11 protein-coding genes are annotated in these 13641 nt (G+C 71.3%); 8 read left to right on the top strand and 3 right to left on the bottom strand.

The window, feature by feature from the left end:
• Nucleotides 1-66: 66 nt before the first annotated feature.
• On the top strand, nucleotides 67-954 hold the full coding sequence (locus OHB13_RS08675; RefSeq protein ID WP_328376642.1) for a TIGR01777 family oxidoreductase: 888 nt from the start codon (nucleotides 67-69) through the stop codon (nucleotides 952-954).
• Between the two features lie 240 nt (nucleotides 955-1194).
• Nucleotides 1195-2589 (top strand): NAD(P)/FAD-dependent oxidoreductase, encoded by a 1395-nt coding sequence (locus OHB13_RS08680; RefSeq protein WP_328376643.1) that lies wholly within the window; start codon nucleotides 1195-1197, stop codon nucleotides 2587-2589.
• A 135-nt stretch (nucleotides 2590-2724) separates the two neighbouring features.
• Here the strand turns inward: OHB13_RS08680 and OHB13_RS08685 are convergent, their stop codons facing one another.
• Complete coding sequence (locus OHB13_RS08685) at nucleotides 2725-4206, bottom strand: regulator (RefSeq protein ID WP_328376645.1); 1482 nt, start codon at nucleotides 4204-4206, stop codon at nucleotides 2725-2727.
• Nucleotides 4207-4426: 220 nt separating this feature from the next.
• On the opposite strand from OHB13_RS08685, the gene lipB reads away from it, so the two are divergent.
• The 4 genes from lipB (at nucleotide 4427) to OHB13_RS08705 (ending at nucleotide 7621) form a co-directional block, all read left to right on the top strand.
• A complete protein-coding gene (gene lipB, locus OHB13_RS08690; protein WP_266857761.1) occupies nucleotides 4427-5224 on the top strand; it encodes a lipoyl(octanoyl) transferase LipB in 798 nt (265 codons plus the stop codon).
• A 170-nt stretch (nucleotides 5225-5394) separates the two neighbouring features.
• Complete coding sequence (lipA, locus tag OHB13_RS08695; protein WP_266857759.1) at nucleotides 5395-6348, top strand: lipoyl synthase; 954 nt, start codon at nucleotides 5395-5397, stop codon at nucleotides 6346-6348.
• A 351-nt stretch (nucleotides 6349-6699) separates the two neighbouring features.
• Complete coding sequence (locus OHB13_RS08700; RefSeq protein WP_266857758.1) at nucleotides 6700-6906, top strand: SCO2195 family GlnR-regulated protein; 207 nt, start codon at nucleotides 6700-6702, stop codon at nucleotides 6904-6906.
• Between the two features lie 19 nt (nucleotides 6907-6925).
• Nucleotides 6926-7621 (top strand): DUF4191 domain-containing protein, encoded by a 696-nt coding sequence (locus OHB13_RS08705; RefSeq protein WP_266857756.1) that lies wholly within the window; start codon nucleotides 6926-6928, stop codon nucleotides 7619-7621.
• A 172-nt stretch (nucleotides 7622-7793) separates the two neighbouring features.
• Here the strand turns inward: OHB13_RS08705 and OHB13_RS08710 are convergent, their stop codons facing one another.
• A complete protein-coding gene (locus tag OHB13_RS08710) occupies nucleotides 7794-8261 on the bottom strand; it encodes an RDD family protein (protein WP_266857754.1) in 468 nt (155 codons plus the stop codon).
• A gap of 209 nt (nucleotides 8262-8470) precedes the next feature.
• On the opposite strand from OHB13_RS08710, the gene glnA reads away from it, so the two are divergent.
• Nucleotides 8471-9880 carry a type I glutamate--ammonia ligase gene (gene glnA, locus OHB13_RS08715; RefSeq protein ID WP_266857753.1) on the top strand — a complete coding sequence of 470 codons (1410 nt, stop codon included), beginning with the start codon at nucleotides 8471-8473 and terminating at the stop codon, nucleotides 9878-9880.
• A gap of 147 nt (nucleotides 9881-10027) precedes the next feature.
• Here the strand turns inward: glnA and OHB13_RS08720 are convergent, their stop codons facing one another.
• Complete coding sequence (locus OHB13_RS08720; RefSeq protein WP_328376649.1) at nucleotides 10028-11440, bottom strand: GntP family permease; 1413 nt, start codon at nucleotides 11438-11440, stop codon at nucleotides 10028-10030.
• A 212-nt stretch (nucleotides 11441-11652) separates the two neighbouring features.
• Between OHB13_RS08720 and OHB13_RS08725 the strand changes: the two genes are divergently transcribed.
• Entirely contained in the window at nucleotides 11653-13635 is a 1983-nt protein-coding gene (locus OHB13_RS08725; RefSeq protein WP_328376651.1) for a sensor histidine kinase, read from the top strand.
• The last annotated feature ends 6 nt before the right edge of the window (nucleotides 13636-13641 follow it).

The raw sequence follows: 13641 nt of genomic DNA on the forward strand, positions 1-13641 counted from the left end.
GCCACTCTGCCACGGGCACCGGCGGCGGCACTGCGCAATTCCACCGCGGTGCGTGAGGATGGGCCCATGCGTATCGCGATTGCCGGAGCATCAGGACTGATCGGTACGGCGCTGGGCCGTTCCCTGCGCGCCGACGGCCACGAGGTGGTGCGGCTGGTCCGCCGGACCGCCCAGGCCGCGGACGAGGTGGCGTGGGACCCGGTCCGGGAGCACGTGGACACGGCCGGTCTGACCGGCTGCGACGCGGTGGTCAACCTGGCCGGGGCGGGGGTCGGCGACCACCGCTGGACGGACGCGTACAAGAAGGAGCTGCGGGACAGCCGGGTGCTGGGCACCGCCACCCTCGCCGACGCCGTCGCCTCGCTCGACGTGCCGCCGGCGGTGTTCCTGTGCGGCAGTGCGGTCGGCTACTACGGAGACACGGGCGACCGCGCGGTCGACGAGGGCGCGCCCCCCGGTGAGGGCTTCCTCGCCTCGCTCTGCGTCGAGTGGGAGGAGGCGGCCCGCGCGGCCGAAGAGGCGGGCGTCCGGACGGCGTTCGCCCGTACCGGACTTGTGGTGGCCAAGGAGGGCGGGGCCTGGGGCAGGCTCTTCCCGCTGTTCAAGGCGGGGCTCGGCGGCCGGATGGGCGACGGCAGCCAGTACTGGAGTTTCATCGCGCTGCACGACCATGTCGCGGCGCTGCGCCACATCCTGGACACGGAGACCCTGTCGGGCCCGGTGAACCTGACCGGCCCTCAGCCGGTCACCAACCGCGAGGTGACAGCGGCCATGGGCCGGGTCCTGCACCGCCCCACCGTGTTCACGGCACCGGCCCCCGCGCTGCGGATCGCGCTGGGCGAGTTCGCGGGGGACGTCCTGGGGAGCCAGCGGGTCCTCCCACAGAAACTCCTGGAGTCGGGCTTCACTTTCGCGTTCCCGGAGATCGACGAGGCGATCCGGGCGGCGGCGTAGGGCGCGTTCACGCCCCCGCGCTGAAGGCGACAGACAGGCGGCTTCCCCGGCCCCCGCGGCCCCACGCCGCCCACCGGCCCCGCGCCGTGCGACCCCGCGCCCCCGTACCCCCGCGCCGCGCGCCTGCCCCGCGCCGCCCCGCTCCCTACTCTCAACCCGAATCAGGGCATTTCCGCGGCCCGTTGGGGGAATCAGCCCTGCACGGAAGACCGCGGCCGCGCCGACCTCGGGGAGGGGCACGTGCTCAGTACCGCACGCCATGCCGACGTGATCATCGTCGGAGCCGGGCTCGCCGGCCTGTCAGCAGCTCATCGGCTGACCAGTGCCGGTGTGTCGGTCAGCGTCCTGGAGGCCGCCCCTTCGCCGGGCGGCCGCATGTCCACCGAGCTGACCGGCGGCTTCCGCCTGGACCGCGCCGGAGGGTTCCTGAACACCTCGTACCCGGAGCTGCTCCGCGCTCCGTGTCTGGGCGAGACGGACCTCAGACTGTTCTCACCGGGCGTCCTCGTGCACAGCGGGGGCCGTCTGCACCGTACGGGCGAGGCCCGGGGCACACGGGGCGCATTCAGCGCCGCACGCGCCCTTCGAAGCGCCTCACGCGCCCCCCTGAGCAGTGCCCTCGCGGGCAGTGCGCTTACGGGCGGCGGACGCCCGGGCAGTGCACTCGCGGGAAGCGCCCTCGCCGGCGGTGCGTTCGTGAGCGGCGCACTCGACCGGGCCAGGCTGGGCGCCGCGCTGGCCCGCCTCGCGGCCACCCCGGTGGAACGGCTGCCGGCCCGCCCGGAACAGACCGCGCTCGCCGCGCTCCGCTCGTACGGCCTCCCGCCCCGTACTGCCACCGGCGTCCTCAAGCCCCTGCTGTCCGCGCTGCTGAGCGACCCCGGGCTGACCACGTCGAGCCGCTGCGCTGATCTCGCCCTGCGGAGTTACGCCCGCGGCCGGCTGTGCGTACCGGCGGGCGGCGCGGGCGTCCTGCCCGAGCGGCTGGCGGCGACGCTGCCGCCGGGCACGGTGTGCACCGGGGTGACCGTCACCGCCGCCTCCATCAGCTCGGTCACCACGGCAGAGCTGGGCACGCTGAACTGCCGTGCGCTCATCGTGGCGACCGACGCCAGCTCGGCGGCCCGGCTGCTGCCCGGTCTGCGGATCCCGGACTTCCACCCGGTGACGGTCCTTCACCACACCGCCCCGGCGCCTCCGCCCACCGGCGCGGCCCTGGTCCTGGACGCCGACCGCTCGGGCCCCGTCTCGCACAGCGCGGTCATGAGCGAGGTCGACCCCCTGCGGGCCCCGGACGGCCGCGCGCTGATCTCGTCGACGGTGCTCGGCGCCCCGGGACCCGGCCTGGAGCGTGCGGCCCGCGCTCAGCTGGCCGCGCTCCACGGCACACCGACCGACGACTGGGAACTCCTCGGCGTCCACCACTCCCCCGACGCGGTCCCCGCGATGCCGCCGCCGCACGACATGCGCCGCCCGGTCCGGCTGCTCGCGGGTCTGTACGTGTGCGGCGACCACCGCGACACCAGCAGCGCCCAGGGCGCACTCGCCTCGGGCCGGCGCGCCGCACAGGCGGTCATGCGGGACTTCGGCATCAAACCGGACGTCGAGGTGGACGAGTTCCCGCTCACCGCGTGACACGACTCCGGCCGCGTGCTGCCGGGGCCTCCTGCCGTCGACTTCCGGCCGCCCGGTATGGCTCCCCGGGCGGACTCCGCATGCCGGGCGGGCGGGCCCGTCGGGCACGGAGACCCGCGGGGCGGCCGCCCGGCCTCAGCCCATCGCCGCGACGCGGTCCCGGTACCCTCGTACCGCCGCCGCGTCCCGGTACGGCTCCAGCCTCCGCTCGAACTCGCGCACATACTCAACGGCCCGCACCGACCGCATCTCCCCCGCCTGCTGCGCCGACTCGGCCCCCAGCGCGCACGCCTGGTCCAGCTCACCGAGGCCCAGCCGCGCCGTGGCCAGCACCACCCGGCAGAAGAGCCGGGAGCGCGCGAAGGCAGGAGCGCGCAGCTGGAGCGAGCGTTCCGCGTACTGCGCGGCGGGCCGGTACTGCTGGAGGTCGCGGTGGCAGTGGCCGAACTCGTCCGCCAGCTGCGCCTCGTCGAAGAACCGTGCCCAGTACGGCACTTCGTCGCCGGGACGCGCCGCCTCCAGGGCCCGCTCGGCCCGGGCGAGGGAGGCCGTGCAGGCCCGCACCTCGCTGAGCACCCCGTGGCCGCGCGCCTCGACGGCGTGCAGCAGCGCCTGGACGATCGGCGGCGCCGAGCTCCCGATGCCCTGCTGGGCCACCCGCGCCAGCTGGACCGCCTCCCTGCCGTGCCCGAGATAGACGGCCTGGCGGCTCATGGTGACGAGCACGTACGAGCCGTACGCCCGGTCCCCTGCCGCCTGCGAGAGCCGCAGGGCCTGGACGAAGTAGCGCTGGGCGAGCCCGTGGGCCGCGATGTCGTACGAGGTCCAGCCCGCGAGCCGAGTCAGATCAGCGGCGGCCGCGAAGAGCCGCCGGCCGGTCGTCTCCCCGTACGTCCCGCGGAGCATGGGCTCCGCCTCGTGCTCCAGATAGCGCACCAGTGCCTGCCGGGCGTGGCCGCCGCCGTACGCGTGGTCGAGCGTGCGGAACAGCTCGCCCACCGACCGCAGCGCCGCGATGTCCCCGGCCCCGACCCGCTGCCCGGTCGTCCGGTCGGTCTGCCGCTGGCGCGGCACCGTCGGGCGGGGCTGCGCGGGGACCCTGGCGCCGGAGCGGGGCGGCTCGGCGCGGCCGTTCTGCCCCGGCCTCACTCCACCGGCCGAACCGGGTGTACCCCAGTCGTCCGGGCGGCCGATCAGCCAGTCCCGGCTCGGCACGACGAGCCCGGCCGGGGTGAAGGCGATCTTGCGCAGTTCGGCGTGGCTGCCGGAGTCCTTGCGCCAGAGACCGCTGACGATGTCGACGGCCTCCTCGGGTGTACCGGCGAATTCCAGCCCCGCGTAGACCGGCGCGCAGGCGTCGAGCCCCAGATCCTGCGCGGAGAGCCTGCGTCCCAGGCGTCTGGTGAAGACCTCGGCGATCAGCGCGGGCGTGGTGCCGCGCGGCTGCTGGCCGCGCAGCCAGCGGGTCACCGACGTCTTGTCGTACCGCAGGTCGAGACCGTGCTCAAGGCCGAGCTGGTCGACTCTTCTGGCCAGCCCCGCGTTGGAGAATCCTGCCTCTCCGATGAGCGCGGCGAGCTGGCGGTTGGACGTGCGCTGCGGGGTTCGTTCCGTCATCAGCTGTGCGGTCTCCTGCCTTCCGGGCCGGGAGCAGCCCTCATGGAACGGCGCGAATTTAGCGGGCTCAACCGCTCGTTCCGCCACCTTCGCCCCGGATTCATCCGATCGTGTGAGGAGGTGTCGTTTCTGCCCGCCCAGGGGTGCCGTTCGAGGCGGTCGTACAGTTGCTGGGTGGCGCCCTCCGGGGCGCGCTGTCCGTATGCGATGAGGAGCTGCCGTGAGCGAGCTGCGGTTTGTCCGTCTGGGGTTCGGCGAGGAAGCCGTCGAGTACCGGGAGGCCTGGCAGAAGCAGCGTGAGGTGCACGCGGCACGGTTCGCCGACGAGACGCCGGACACCGTGCTGCTTCTGGAGCACCCGCCCGTCTACACGGCGGGGCGGCGCACGGATGACAGCGAGCGCCCTCTCGACGGGACGCCGGTGGTGGACGTGGACCGCGGCGGCAAGATCACCTGGCACGGTTACGGCCAGCTGATCGGCTATCCGATCCAGAAACTGCCGCGCCCGGTGGACGTGATCGCGCATCTGCGCCGTCTGGAGGAGGCGCTGATCCGGGTCTGCGCCGAGTTCGGCGTCGAGACCAGCCGGGTCGAGGGCCGCGCGGGTGTCTGGGTGCTGGGCGACCCGGTGGAGCAGCGCCCGTCGATCGGCGGGCTGTCGCTCGATCTGGACCCGCGGCTGCACGACGAGGAGTTCGACCCGCGGATGAACGGCCCCGAGTACGCCCCGTCCAACGCCGGGCAGCGCCGCGAGGACCGGAAGATCGCCGCCATGGGCATCCGGGTCGCGAAGGGCGTCACCATGCACGGCTTCGCGCTGAACTGCAATCCGGACACCACCTGGTTCGACCGGATCGTGCCGTGCGGGATCCGGGACGCGGGGGTGACATCGCTCTCGTACGAACTGGGCCGCGAGGTCACGATCGCCGAGGTGCTGCCCGTCGTGGAGAAGCACCTGCGGGACGTGCTGGAGAACGCGGCCCTGGCACCGCGTACGGTCGAGAGCGCCACCGCGTAACGCGGCCGGCGGGCTTCGTCCGGGCGGTCCGTCCCCGTCCGGAAGAGGAGCGGTCCGGGCCGTTCGGGGGAATGCGCCTCAGCGGCCACGGGTTGGCCGGAGAACAAGCCATACATATGACGGGCGTACCCTGGTGTTCGCCGAAGAATCGAAGCTGTAGGGAGCCGGACGTGTCCGCTGTCGCACCCGACGGGCGCAAGATGTTGCGTCTGGAGGTCCGGAACAGCCAGACCCCCATCGAGCGCAAGCCCGAGTGGATCAAGACTCGCGCCAAGATGGGCCCCGAGTACACGAAGATGCAGGCCCTGGTGAAGTCCGAGGGGCTGCACACGGTCTGCCAGGAGGCGGGCTGTCCCAACATCTACGAATGCTGGGAGGACCGCGAGGCCACCTTCCTCATCGGCGGCGACCAGTGCACGCGGCGCTGCGACTTCTGCCAGATCGACACCGGCAAGCCGGCCGCTCTGGACCTGGACGAGCCGCGCCGGGTGGGCGAGTCCGTCGTCACGATGGACCTGAACTACGCGACCATCACCGGCGTCGCCCGCGACGACCTGGAGGACGGCGGCGCCTGGCTGTACGCGGAGACCGTGCGGCAGATCCACGCGATGACGGCCGAGCGGGCCGAGGGCCGCACCAAGGTCGAGCTGCTCATCCCCGACTTCAACGCGGTCCCCGAGCAGCTGGCCGAGGTCTTCTCGTCCCGCCCGGAGGTCCTCGCGCACAACGTGGAGACGGTGCCGCGCATCTTCAAGCGGATCCGCCCCGGCTTCCGCTACGAGCGCTCGCTCGAAGTCATCACCAAGGCCCGTGAGGCCGGTCTGGTCACCAAGTCGAACCTCATCCTGGGCATGGGCGAGGAGCGCGAGGAGATCAGCCAGGCGCTCCAGGACCTGTACGACGCGGGCTGCGAGCTCATCACCATCACGCAGTACCTGCGCCCCTCCCCGCGCCACCACCCGGTCGAGCGGTGGGTGAAGCCGGCCGAGTTCGTGGAGCTCCAGAAGGAGGCCGAGGAGATCGGCTACTCCGGCGTGATGTCGGGTCCGCTGGTCAGGTCCTCGTACCGCGCGGGCCGGCTCTTCCGCCAGGCGATGGACCGGCGCGGCGCCGCCGCCGTGTGAATCTGAGCACAAGCTACTACTGTGCGGTAGTCGCCGTGAGACGCGGCTCGTACGGTCCTCGCAGGTCGGGGGCTGCTACGGGCCGCGTCGGCCGTTCGGCGGGGATCACCTGGCCTTCATGGGCGTTTGACCGCCCGGACATGCCTTGGTAACAACAATCAGTGACTCTGGAACTACGCACCGGTCCGGAGCAACGATCCGGGCGCAACAATCCGGTGCACGACCCGGGAAGCACCGTTCCGGACGCCGCAGAATCGTTCCGCTTCACGCGCCGCACCACCCGCCTCTAGCACCACTCGCCGTACCGCTGTATCCACTGTGTATCCGCTGCCGTCCCGAGGGGACCCCATCATGCAGGCCGCGACCCAGTCCGTACGCGCCACCGCCATCCCGACCGTCACCGGAGCACTCCGTGCGGTCGAGTCACTGCTGCTGAGCAACGGCCAGCGCACCGCCCGCCGCAATGCCTGGACATCGGTCCTGGAGGACCGCCGCCGGGCCAGGGACCGGGTCGACGCAGAGCACGTACTGGAGGCCGTGGCGGCCCGCACTTCTTAGTCCGCGTAAACTTCTGGCCATGGCGAGGAAGGCAAACGCAGACTCTGAGAACACCGGGCGGCTCAAGCAGATCGCCCTGACCTACAAGATGACCCGCAAGGCCGATCCCAAGGTCGGTCTTGTCGTCGGTGGCCTGGGAATCGTCGTCTTCGGCGTCCTCCTCGTCGTCGGCTTCTTGATCGGTCACCCCATCTACCTGGGCATCCTGGGTTTCCTGCTGGCCTTCCTCGCGATGGCGATCGTCTTCGGACGCCGCGCCGAGCGAGCGGCCTTCGGGCAGATGGAGGGCAAGCCCGGCGCTGCGGCGGCGGTGCTCGAAAACGTGGGCCGAGGCTGGACCACGACCCCGGCCATCGCGATGAACCGCAACCAGGACGTCGTACACCGCGCGGTCGGCAAGGCCGGCGTGGTCCTGGTGGCCGAGGGCAACCCGAACCGGGTGAAGTCCCTGCTGGCCGCCGAGAAGAGGAAGATGGCGCGCGTCGTGGTGGACGTGCCGGTGCACGACATCATCGTGGGCGACGGCGAGGGCCAGGTGCCGCTGAAGAAGGTGCGCACCACGCTGCTGAAGCTGCCGCGCATCCTGACCGGCGCCCAGGTCACCGCTGCCAACGACCGGCTGCGCGCGATGGGCGACCTGATGTCGAACATGCCGCTACCGAAGGGCCCCATGCCGAAGAGCGCCCGCGCCCCGCGCGGCGGAAAGACGCGCTGACCCACGCCACACACGACAAGGCGGCCCGGACCTGGTGGTCCGGGCCGCCTTGTCGTGTGTGCTCCGGGCGACGGATTGTGCCGGGCGACCGAATGCGGCGTTCGTGAGATCCGCAGCCGCCGTACGTGAGATCCGTACGCCGCCGTACCTCAGATCGGTGCGCCGCCGTACGTCAGATCCGTACCTGCACGGCGCGGGCCAGCCGGTCGTGGAGGCCGCGTCCGTCGCGGTCCCAGATGAGCGCGGGGATGGCTACGCAGAGCAGCAGACTGCGTACGAAGACACGGCCCGTACCGAGGCGCCCGCCGCCCTCCGCGACGACCCGCAGCCGGAGCAGGCGCTTGCCCGGGGTGAATCCGACCGTCGAGACGGTGAGCAGGCTCAGCACGAAGAACACGAGCAGGGCCCAGTTCCCCGCCGACTGCTGCCCGCCGCGCGAAATGAGCCCGTATGCGATAAGCATGCAGAGTGCCCAGTCGATGAAAACGGCCCCGAACCGGCGGCCCAGCGGCGCGATCGCGCCCGGCCCTTCCTCCGGCAGACCGAGTCGCTTGCCCCGGTAGCCGAAGTCGGCGCCCATCTCTTTCGCGGCCTCGCCAGGCCCGGAGAGCCACGATCCGACTACTTGCCTGTTGTCCACCCGTCCACGGTACTGCGGCCCCCTTCCGATCCGTACGGTCGGGGGTCGTCGCGGCGGTACCGCACCCGGCCCGGTTAACTTCAGCGAAACAAATGGGTCATGCTTGAGAAATCCGCTGTCCCTATGGTCGGGTCCAGCGTGTGCCACCGCACTGGCCCCACAACGAGCCGCAACCCCGCCCCTCCCGGGTCGGGAGTAGGAGGAGTTGGATGTTCCAGAACGCCGACGACGTGAAGAAGTTCATCACCGACGAAGACGTCAAGTTCATCGATGTCCGGTTCTGTGACCTGCCCGGTGTGATGCAGCACTTCACCATCCCGGCGGCGGTCTTCGACCCGACCGAGGAGCTTGCCTTCGACGGCTCGTCGATCCGCGGCTTCCAGGCCATCCACGAGTCCGACATGGCGCTCCGCGCGGACCTGTCGACCGCCCGGGTCGACCCCTTCCGCCGCGACAAGACCGTCAACATCAACTTCTTCATCCACGACCCGATCACCGGTGAGCAGTACAGCCGTGACCCGCGGAACGTGGCGAAGAAGGCCGAGGCGTACCTCACTTCCACCGGGATCGCCGACACGGCGTACTTCGGCCCCGAGGCCGAGTTCTACGTGTTCGACAGCGTCCGCTTCCAGACCTCGGCGAACGAGAGCTTCTACCACATCGACTCCGAGGCGGGCGCCTGGAACACCGGTGCGGAGGAGAACAACCGCGGCTACAAGGTCCGTTACAAGGGCGGCTACTTCCCGACCCCGCCGGTCGACCACTTCGCCGACCTGCGTGCCGAGATCTCCCTGGAGCTGGACAAGAACGGCCTCCAGGTCGAGCGCCAGCACCACGAGGTCGGCACCGCGGGACAGGCCGAGATCAACTACAAGTTCAACACGCTGCTCGCCGCGGCCGACGACCTGATGCTCTTCAAGTACATCGTGAAGAACGTCGCCTGGCGCAACAACAAGACCGCGACCTTCATGCCGAAGCCGATCTTCGGCGACAACGGCTCGGGCATGCACGTCCACCAGTCCCTGTGGACCGGCGGCTCTCCGCTCTTCTACGACGAGCAGGGCTACGCGGGCCTCTCCGACATGGCCCGCTACTACATCGGCGGCATCCTGAAGCACGCCCCGTCGCTGCTGGCCTTCACCAACCCGACGGTGAACTCGTACCACCGCCTGGTCCCCGGCTTCGAGGCCCCGGTCAACCTGGTCTACTCGCAGCGCAACCGCTCGGCGGCGATGCGGATCCCGATCACGGGCTCGAACCCGAAGGCCAAGCGCGTCGAGTTCCGCGCACCGGACCCGTCGTCCAACCCGTACCTGGCCTTCTCAGCACTGCTAATGGCCGGCCTGGACGGCGTCAAGAACAAGATCGAGCCGGCCGAGCCGATCGACAAGGACCTCTACGAGCTGGCCCCCGAGGAGCACGCGGGCGTCGCCCAGGTCCCGACCTCGCTCCCGGCGGTCCTCGACGCGCTGGAGGCCGACAACGAGTACCTCCAGGCCGGCGGCGTCTTCACGTCCGACCTGATCGAGACGTGGGTCGACTACAAGCGCACGCAGGAGATCGCCCCGATCCAGCTGCGCCCGCACCCGCACGAGTTCGAGCTGTACTTCGACCTCTAAGAGCGTGCGGCCGGCCGGCCTGGGCGGATGCCCGCAGGTCGGCGTTCGGTACCGCGAAAGGGCCGCCGCCCAGTTGCTGGGCGGCGGCCCTCGGTCGTGTCGTGGGTCAGTGTCCGGTGCGTGATCCGGTGTGCAGGAAGGCCGTGTTCACGCCACGACCGAGATCAGCAGGGCCATCAGCAGGCCGCAGACGCTCACGATCGTCTGGATCGCCGTGTGTGATTTCGTGGCCTGGCCGAGTGACATCCCGAAGGACTCCTTGACCAGCCAGAATCCCGCGTGGTTCACGTAGTTGAGGCCGATCGAGCCTGCTCCGATCGCGACGACGAGCAGTGCGGTGTGCAGGCTGCTGCCGGATGCCGCCAGGGGGGCCAGGATGCCGGTCGCCGCGACGATCCCCACGGTGGCCGAGCCCGTCGAGAACGACAGGAGCAGGGCCAGCAGCCAGCCCAGGATCAGCACGTTGATGTGCAGTCCCGAGGCGGCCGACTCGACGGCCTTGCCGATGCCCGAGTCCTCCAGGACCTGGTTGAACGCGCCGCCGCCCGCGATGATCAGCAGGATGCCGGCCACCGCCTTGAGGCTGTCCGTCAGGGACGACCTGATGGCGTCGGGGGTCATGTCGCTGCGGTAGCCGAGTGCGAACAGCGCGAAGAGGAAGCCCGCGAGCATGGCGATCACCGGCTCACCGGTGAAGGTCAGGACGTGCCGTACCGGGCTCGACTCGTCGTACACCAGCTCCGCGAGGGTGCGCAGCAGCATGAGTACGACCGGGACGAGCACGGCGGTCAGGGCCCAGCCGGTGCGGACCTTGTTGGCGGGAGGAGCGGAGCCGTCGGCAGCAGTGGCCGTGGTGTCGTCGGAGCGCTCGGGGCCGGTGAACTTCGCGACCAGTTCCGGGTCGGGGTGTACGTCGAGACGCGGCGCGATCCAGCGGCCGTACACCGGACCGGCGATGATGATCGTCGGGATCGCGCAGATCAGGCCCACCACGATCGTGATGCCCAGGTTGGCGTGCAGACCCTCCACCGCGACCAGCGGGCCGGGGTGCGGCGCCACCATTCCGTGCAGGGTCGAGAGCGCGGCGATCGCGGGGGTGGCGAGGAAGACGTACGGCGAGCCCTTGACCCGGTGGGTGTCCTGGAGGCGCCTGGCCACGCTGAAGATCAGCGGGAGCAGCACGATCAGCCCGATCTCGAAGAACATCGGGATGCCGATGACGAAGGCGGCGCCCGCCATGTACCAGGGCAGGGAGCGTTCCCCTGACCGGTCGACGATCAGGCGGGCGATCTTGTCCGTGGCGCCCGACCCCGACAGCAGCCTGCCCAGCATCGCGCCGAAGGCCAGGGTCACACCGACGTTGCCGAGGATGCCTCCGGCACCCGACTCCAGTGACTCCGCGATCTTCTCGACCGGCTCGCCCGCGGCCAGCGCGACACCGATCGACACGGTCATCAGCGCCACGAAGGGGTGGAACCGCAACCGTGAGTTGATCAGCAGGATCAGTACGGCGATGGCTGCCGCCAGGATGATCAGCAGCGTCCAGGTGTGCCCCGTCACAGCAGGCCCCCGCGGGTGCGACGCGAGCGGGCCCGTGGTCCGGGGCGCGGTATCTTCAGCAAGAGAACTCCTGGTGCGGCTCGTTGTGTCCCGGGCGGAAGCTATCCGGCGCCTGCCACTGCTCTCCAGGTTCTGCGCACAACCCGCGTAACCCCTGATCCGCGCGTTGTGTGCATTCTGTGCACCGGGCGGAGGCGGTTACCGTCGACCGGGTGAGATTCTTCGGACCGTCCGCCAGGAAACCGGCTGCCAGGATTCCGGCTGCCGGAAAGGCGGCTCCCGGAATACCGGCTGCCGGGATGCCGTCCGCCAGGAGGCTGTCCGCCCGGCTGCCCTCCGCGCGCCTGCGGATACGCGGGCGGGTGCGGCTGCGCACCCAGGTCCTGCTGCTCCAGTGCGCTGTGGTCGCGGTGACCCTGGCCACCGCGTTCGGCGCCTTCGCGTACACCAACGAGCACCGGCTCGTCAGCGAGTACCAGCTGCGTGCGCTCGCGGTGGCCCGTACGGTCGCCGCCCAGCCCGCCGTCCGGCGCGGCGCGGCGCAGTACTCGGCGGCCAACTCCCGGCCCGGCGGCGGGGCCGCGAGCACGCCGCGCGCGACGCTCGCCGCCGGGCCGGTCCAGACGGCGGCGGAGGCGGCCCGCACCAGGACGGGTTCGCTGTTCGTGGTGGTCACCGACGACCGGGGCATCAGGCTGGCGCACCCGCAGCGGGCCCAGCTGGGCCGGATGGTGAGCACCGACCCCAGCGGTGCGCTCTCCGGTCGTGAAGTGCTGGCGCGGGACCACGCGCATCTCGGCGACGAGGTGGTCGCGAAGGTCCCGGTGTACGCCCCGGGCTCGCACCGGGTCGTCGGCGAGGCCAACGCGGGTGTCGCCGTCTCCGACGTGCGGGCGCAGCTGATCCGCGTACTGCTGGGCGGCCTCGGCTGGCTGGTGGCCGCCCTGCTGCTCGGTGTCGGCGCTTCGGCGCTGCTGGCCCGGCGCTGGAAGCGGCTGACGCTCGGCCTGGAACCGGAGGAGCTGGCCGGTCTGGTGCAGGAGCAGGAAGCCGTCCTGCACGGAATCGGCGAAGGGGTCCTGGCCGTCGACAACGCCGGGACCGTCACCGTGGTCAACGACGAGGCGCGCCGGCTGCTGGCGATCCCGGCCCGGCCCGGACGGTCCGTCGCATCACTGGGGCTGACACCGCGGGTGCTGGAGACGATCCGTACGCCCGTCGGCAGCCCGGTCATGGCGGCGGTCGGCGAGCGCGTCCTGGTGCTCTCGGCGCGGCCCGTCGAACGCGACGGGCAGGATCTCGGCACGCTGCTGACCGTGCAGGACCGCACCGACGTCGAGTCGCTGACCCGCCAGCTCGACGCGGTCCAGGCGATGAGTTCGGCGCTGCGCGCGCAGCGCCATGAGTTCGCCAACCGGCTGCATGTGGTCTCGGCGCTGGTCCACGGCGGTCACCTCGCGGAGACGACCGAGTACATCGGCACACTGCTCGGCACCGGCCCGCTGGGTGAGGCCCTGCCCGGTATCGACGCGGTGCGCGACTCCTACGTACGGGCCTTCCTCTCCGCGAAGGCCGCCCAGGCGCGGGAGAGCGGGGTGACGCTGGTGATCGGCGGGGCGACCTGGGCCGACGGGACCGTGACCGCGCCGGTCGATGTCACCACCGTCTTCGGCAATCTGGTCGACAACGCGATCGACGCCGCCCGGCACGGGGCGCGCACCCCTTCCCTGGTCGAGGTCGAGCTGATGGCCGAGGGCACCACCCTCCTCATCACCGTCGCCGACACCGGGGACGGCATTCCGCCCGGAGCGGCCGACGATGTGTTCCGCGAGGGCATGTCGACGAAGGACCACACATCGGCCGTCGGCGGCCGGGGCATCGGGCTGGCGCTGGCGCGGCAGATCGCGCGGGTCAGGGGCGGCGACGTCCATCTCGCCGAGCACGGGGGTCCGCCCGAACCGGAAGCTGGACGCCGGGGCCCGTCGGGGCCGTACGAAGCAACGGCGTCCGCATCCGGACAGAGCGGCGCCGAGCAGGGGCGGGTCTCGGGCGGTGCCGTGTTCGTGGCCCGGCTGCCCGGAGTCATGGAGCCCGGAGTCATGGAGCCAGGAGCGACCGGGCCGGGAACCGCGGTCGCAGAAGCCGTGGTCGCAGGAACCGTGGAGCAGGAACCGTGGAGCAGGAACCGTGGATGAGGCAGG

Origin of the sequence: Streptomyces sp. NBC_00440, from assembly GCF_036014215.1 — a bacterium.
GTDB lineage: Bacteria > Actinomycetota > Actinomycetes > Streptomycetales > Streptomycetaceae > Streptomyces.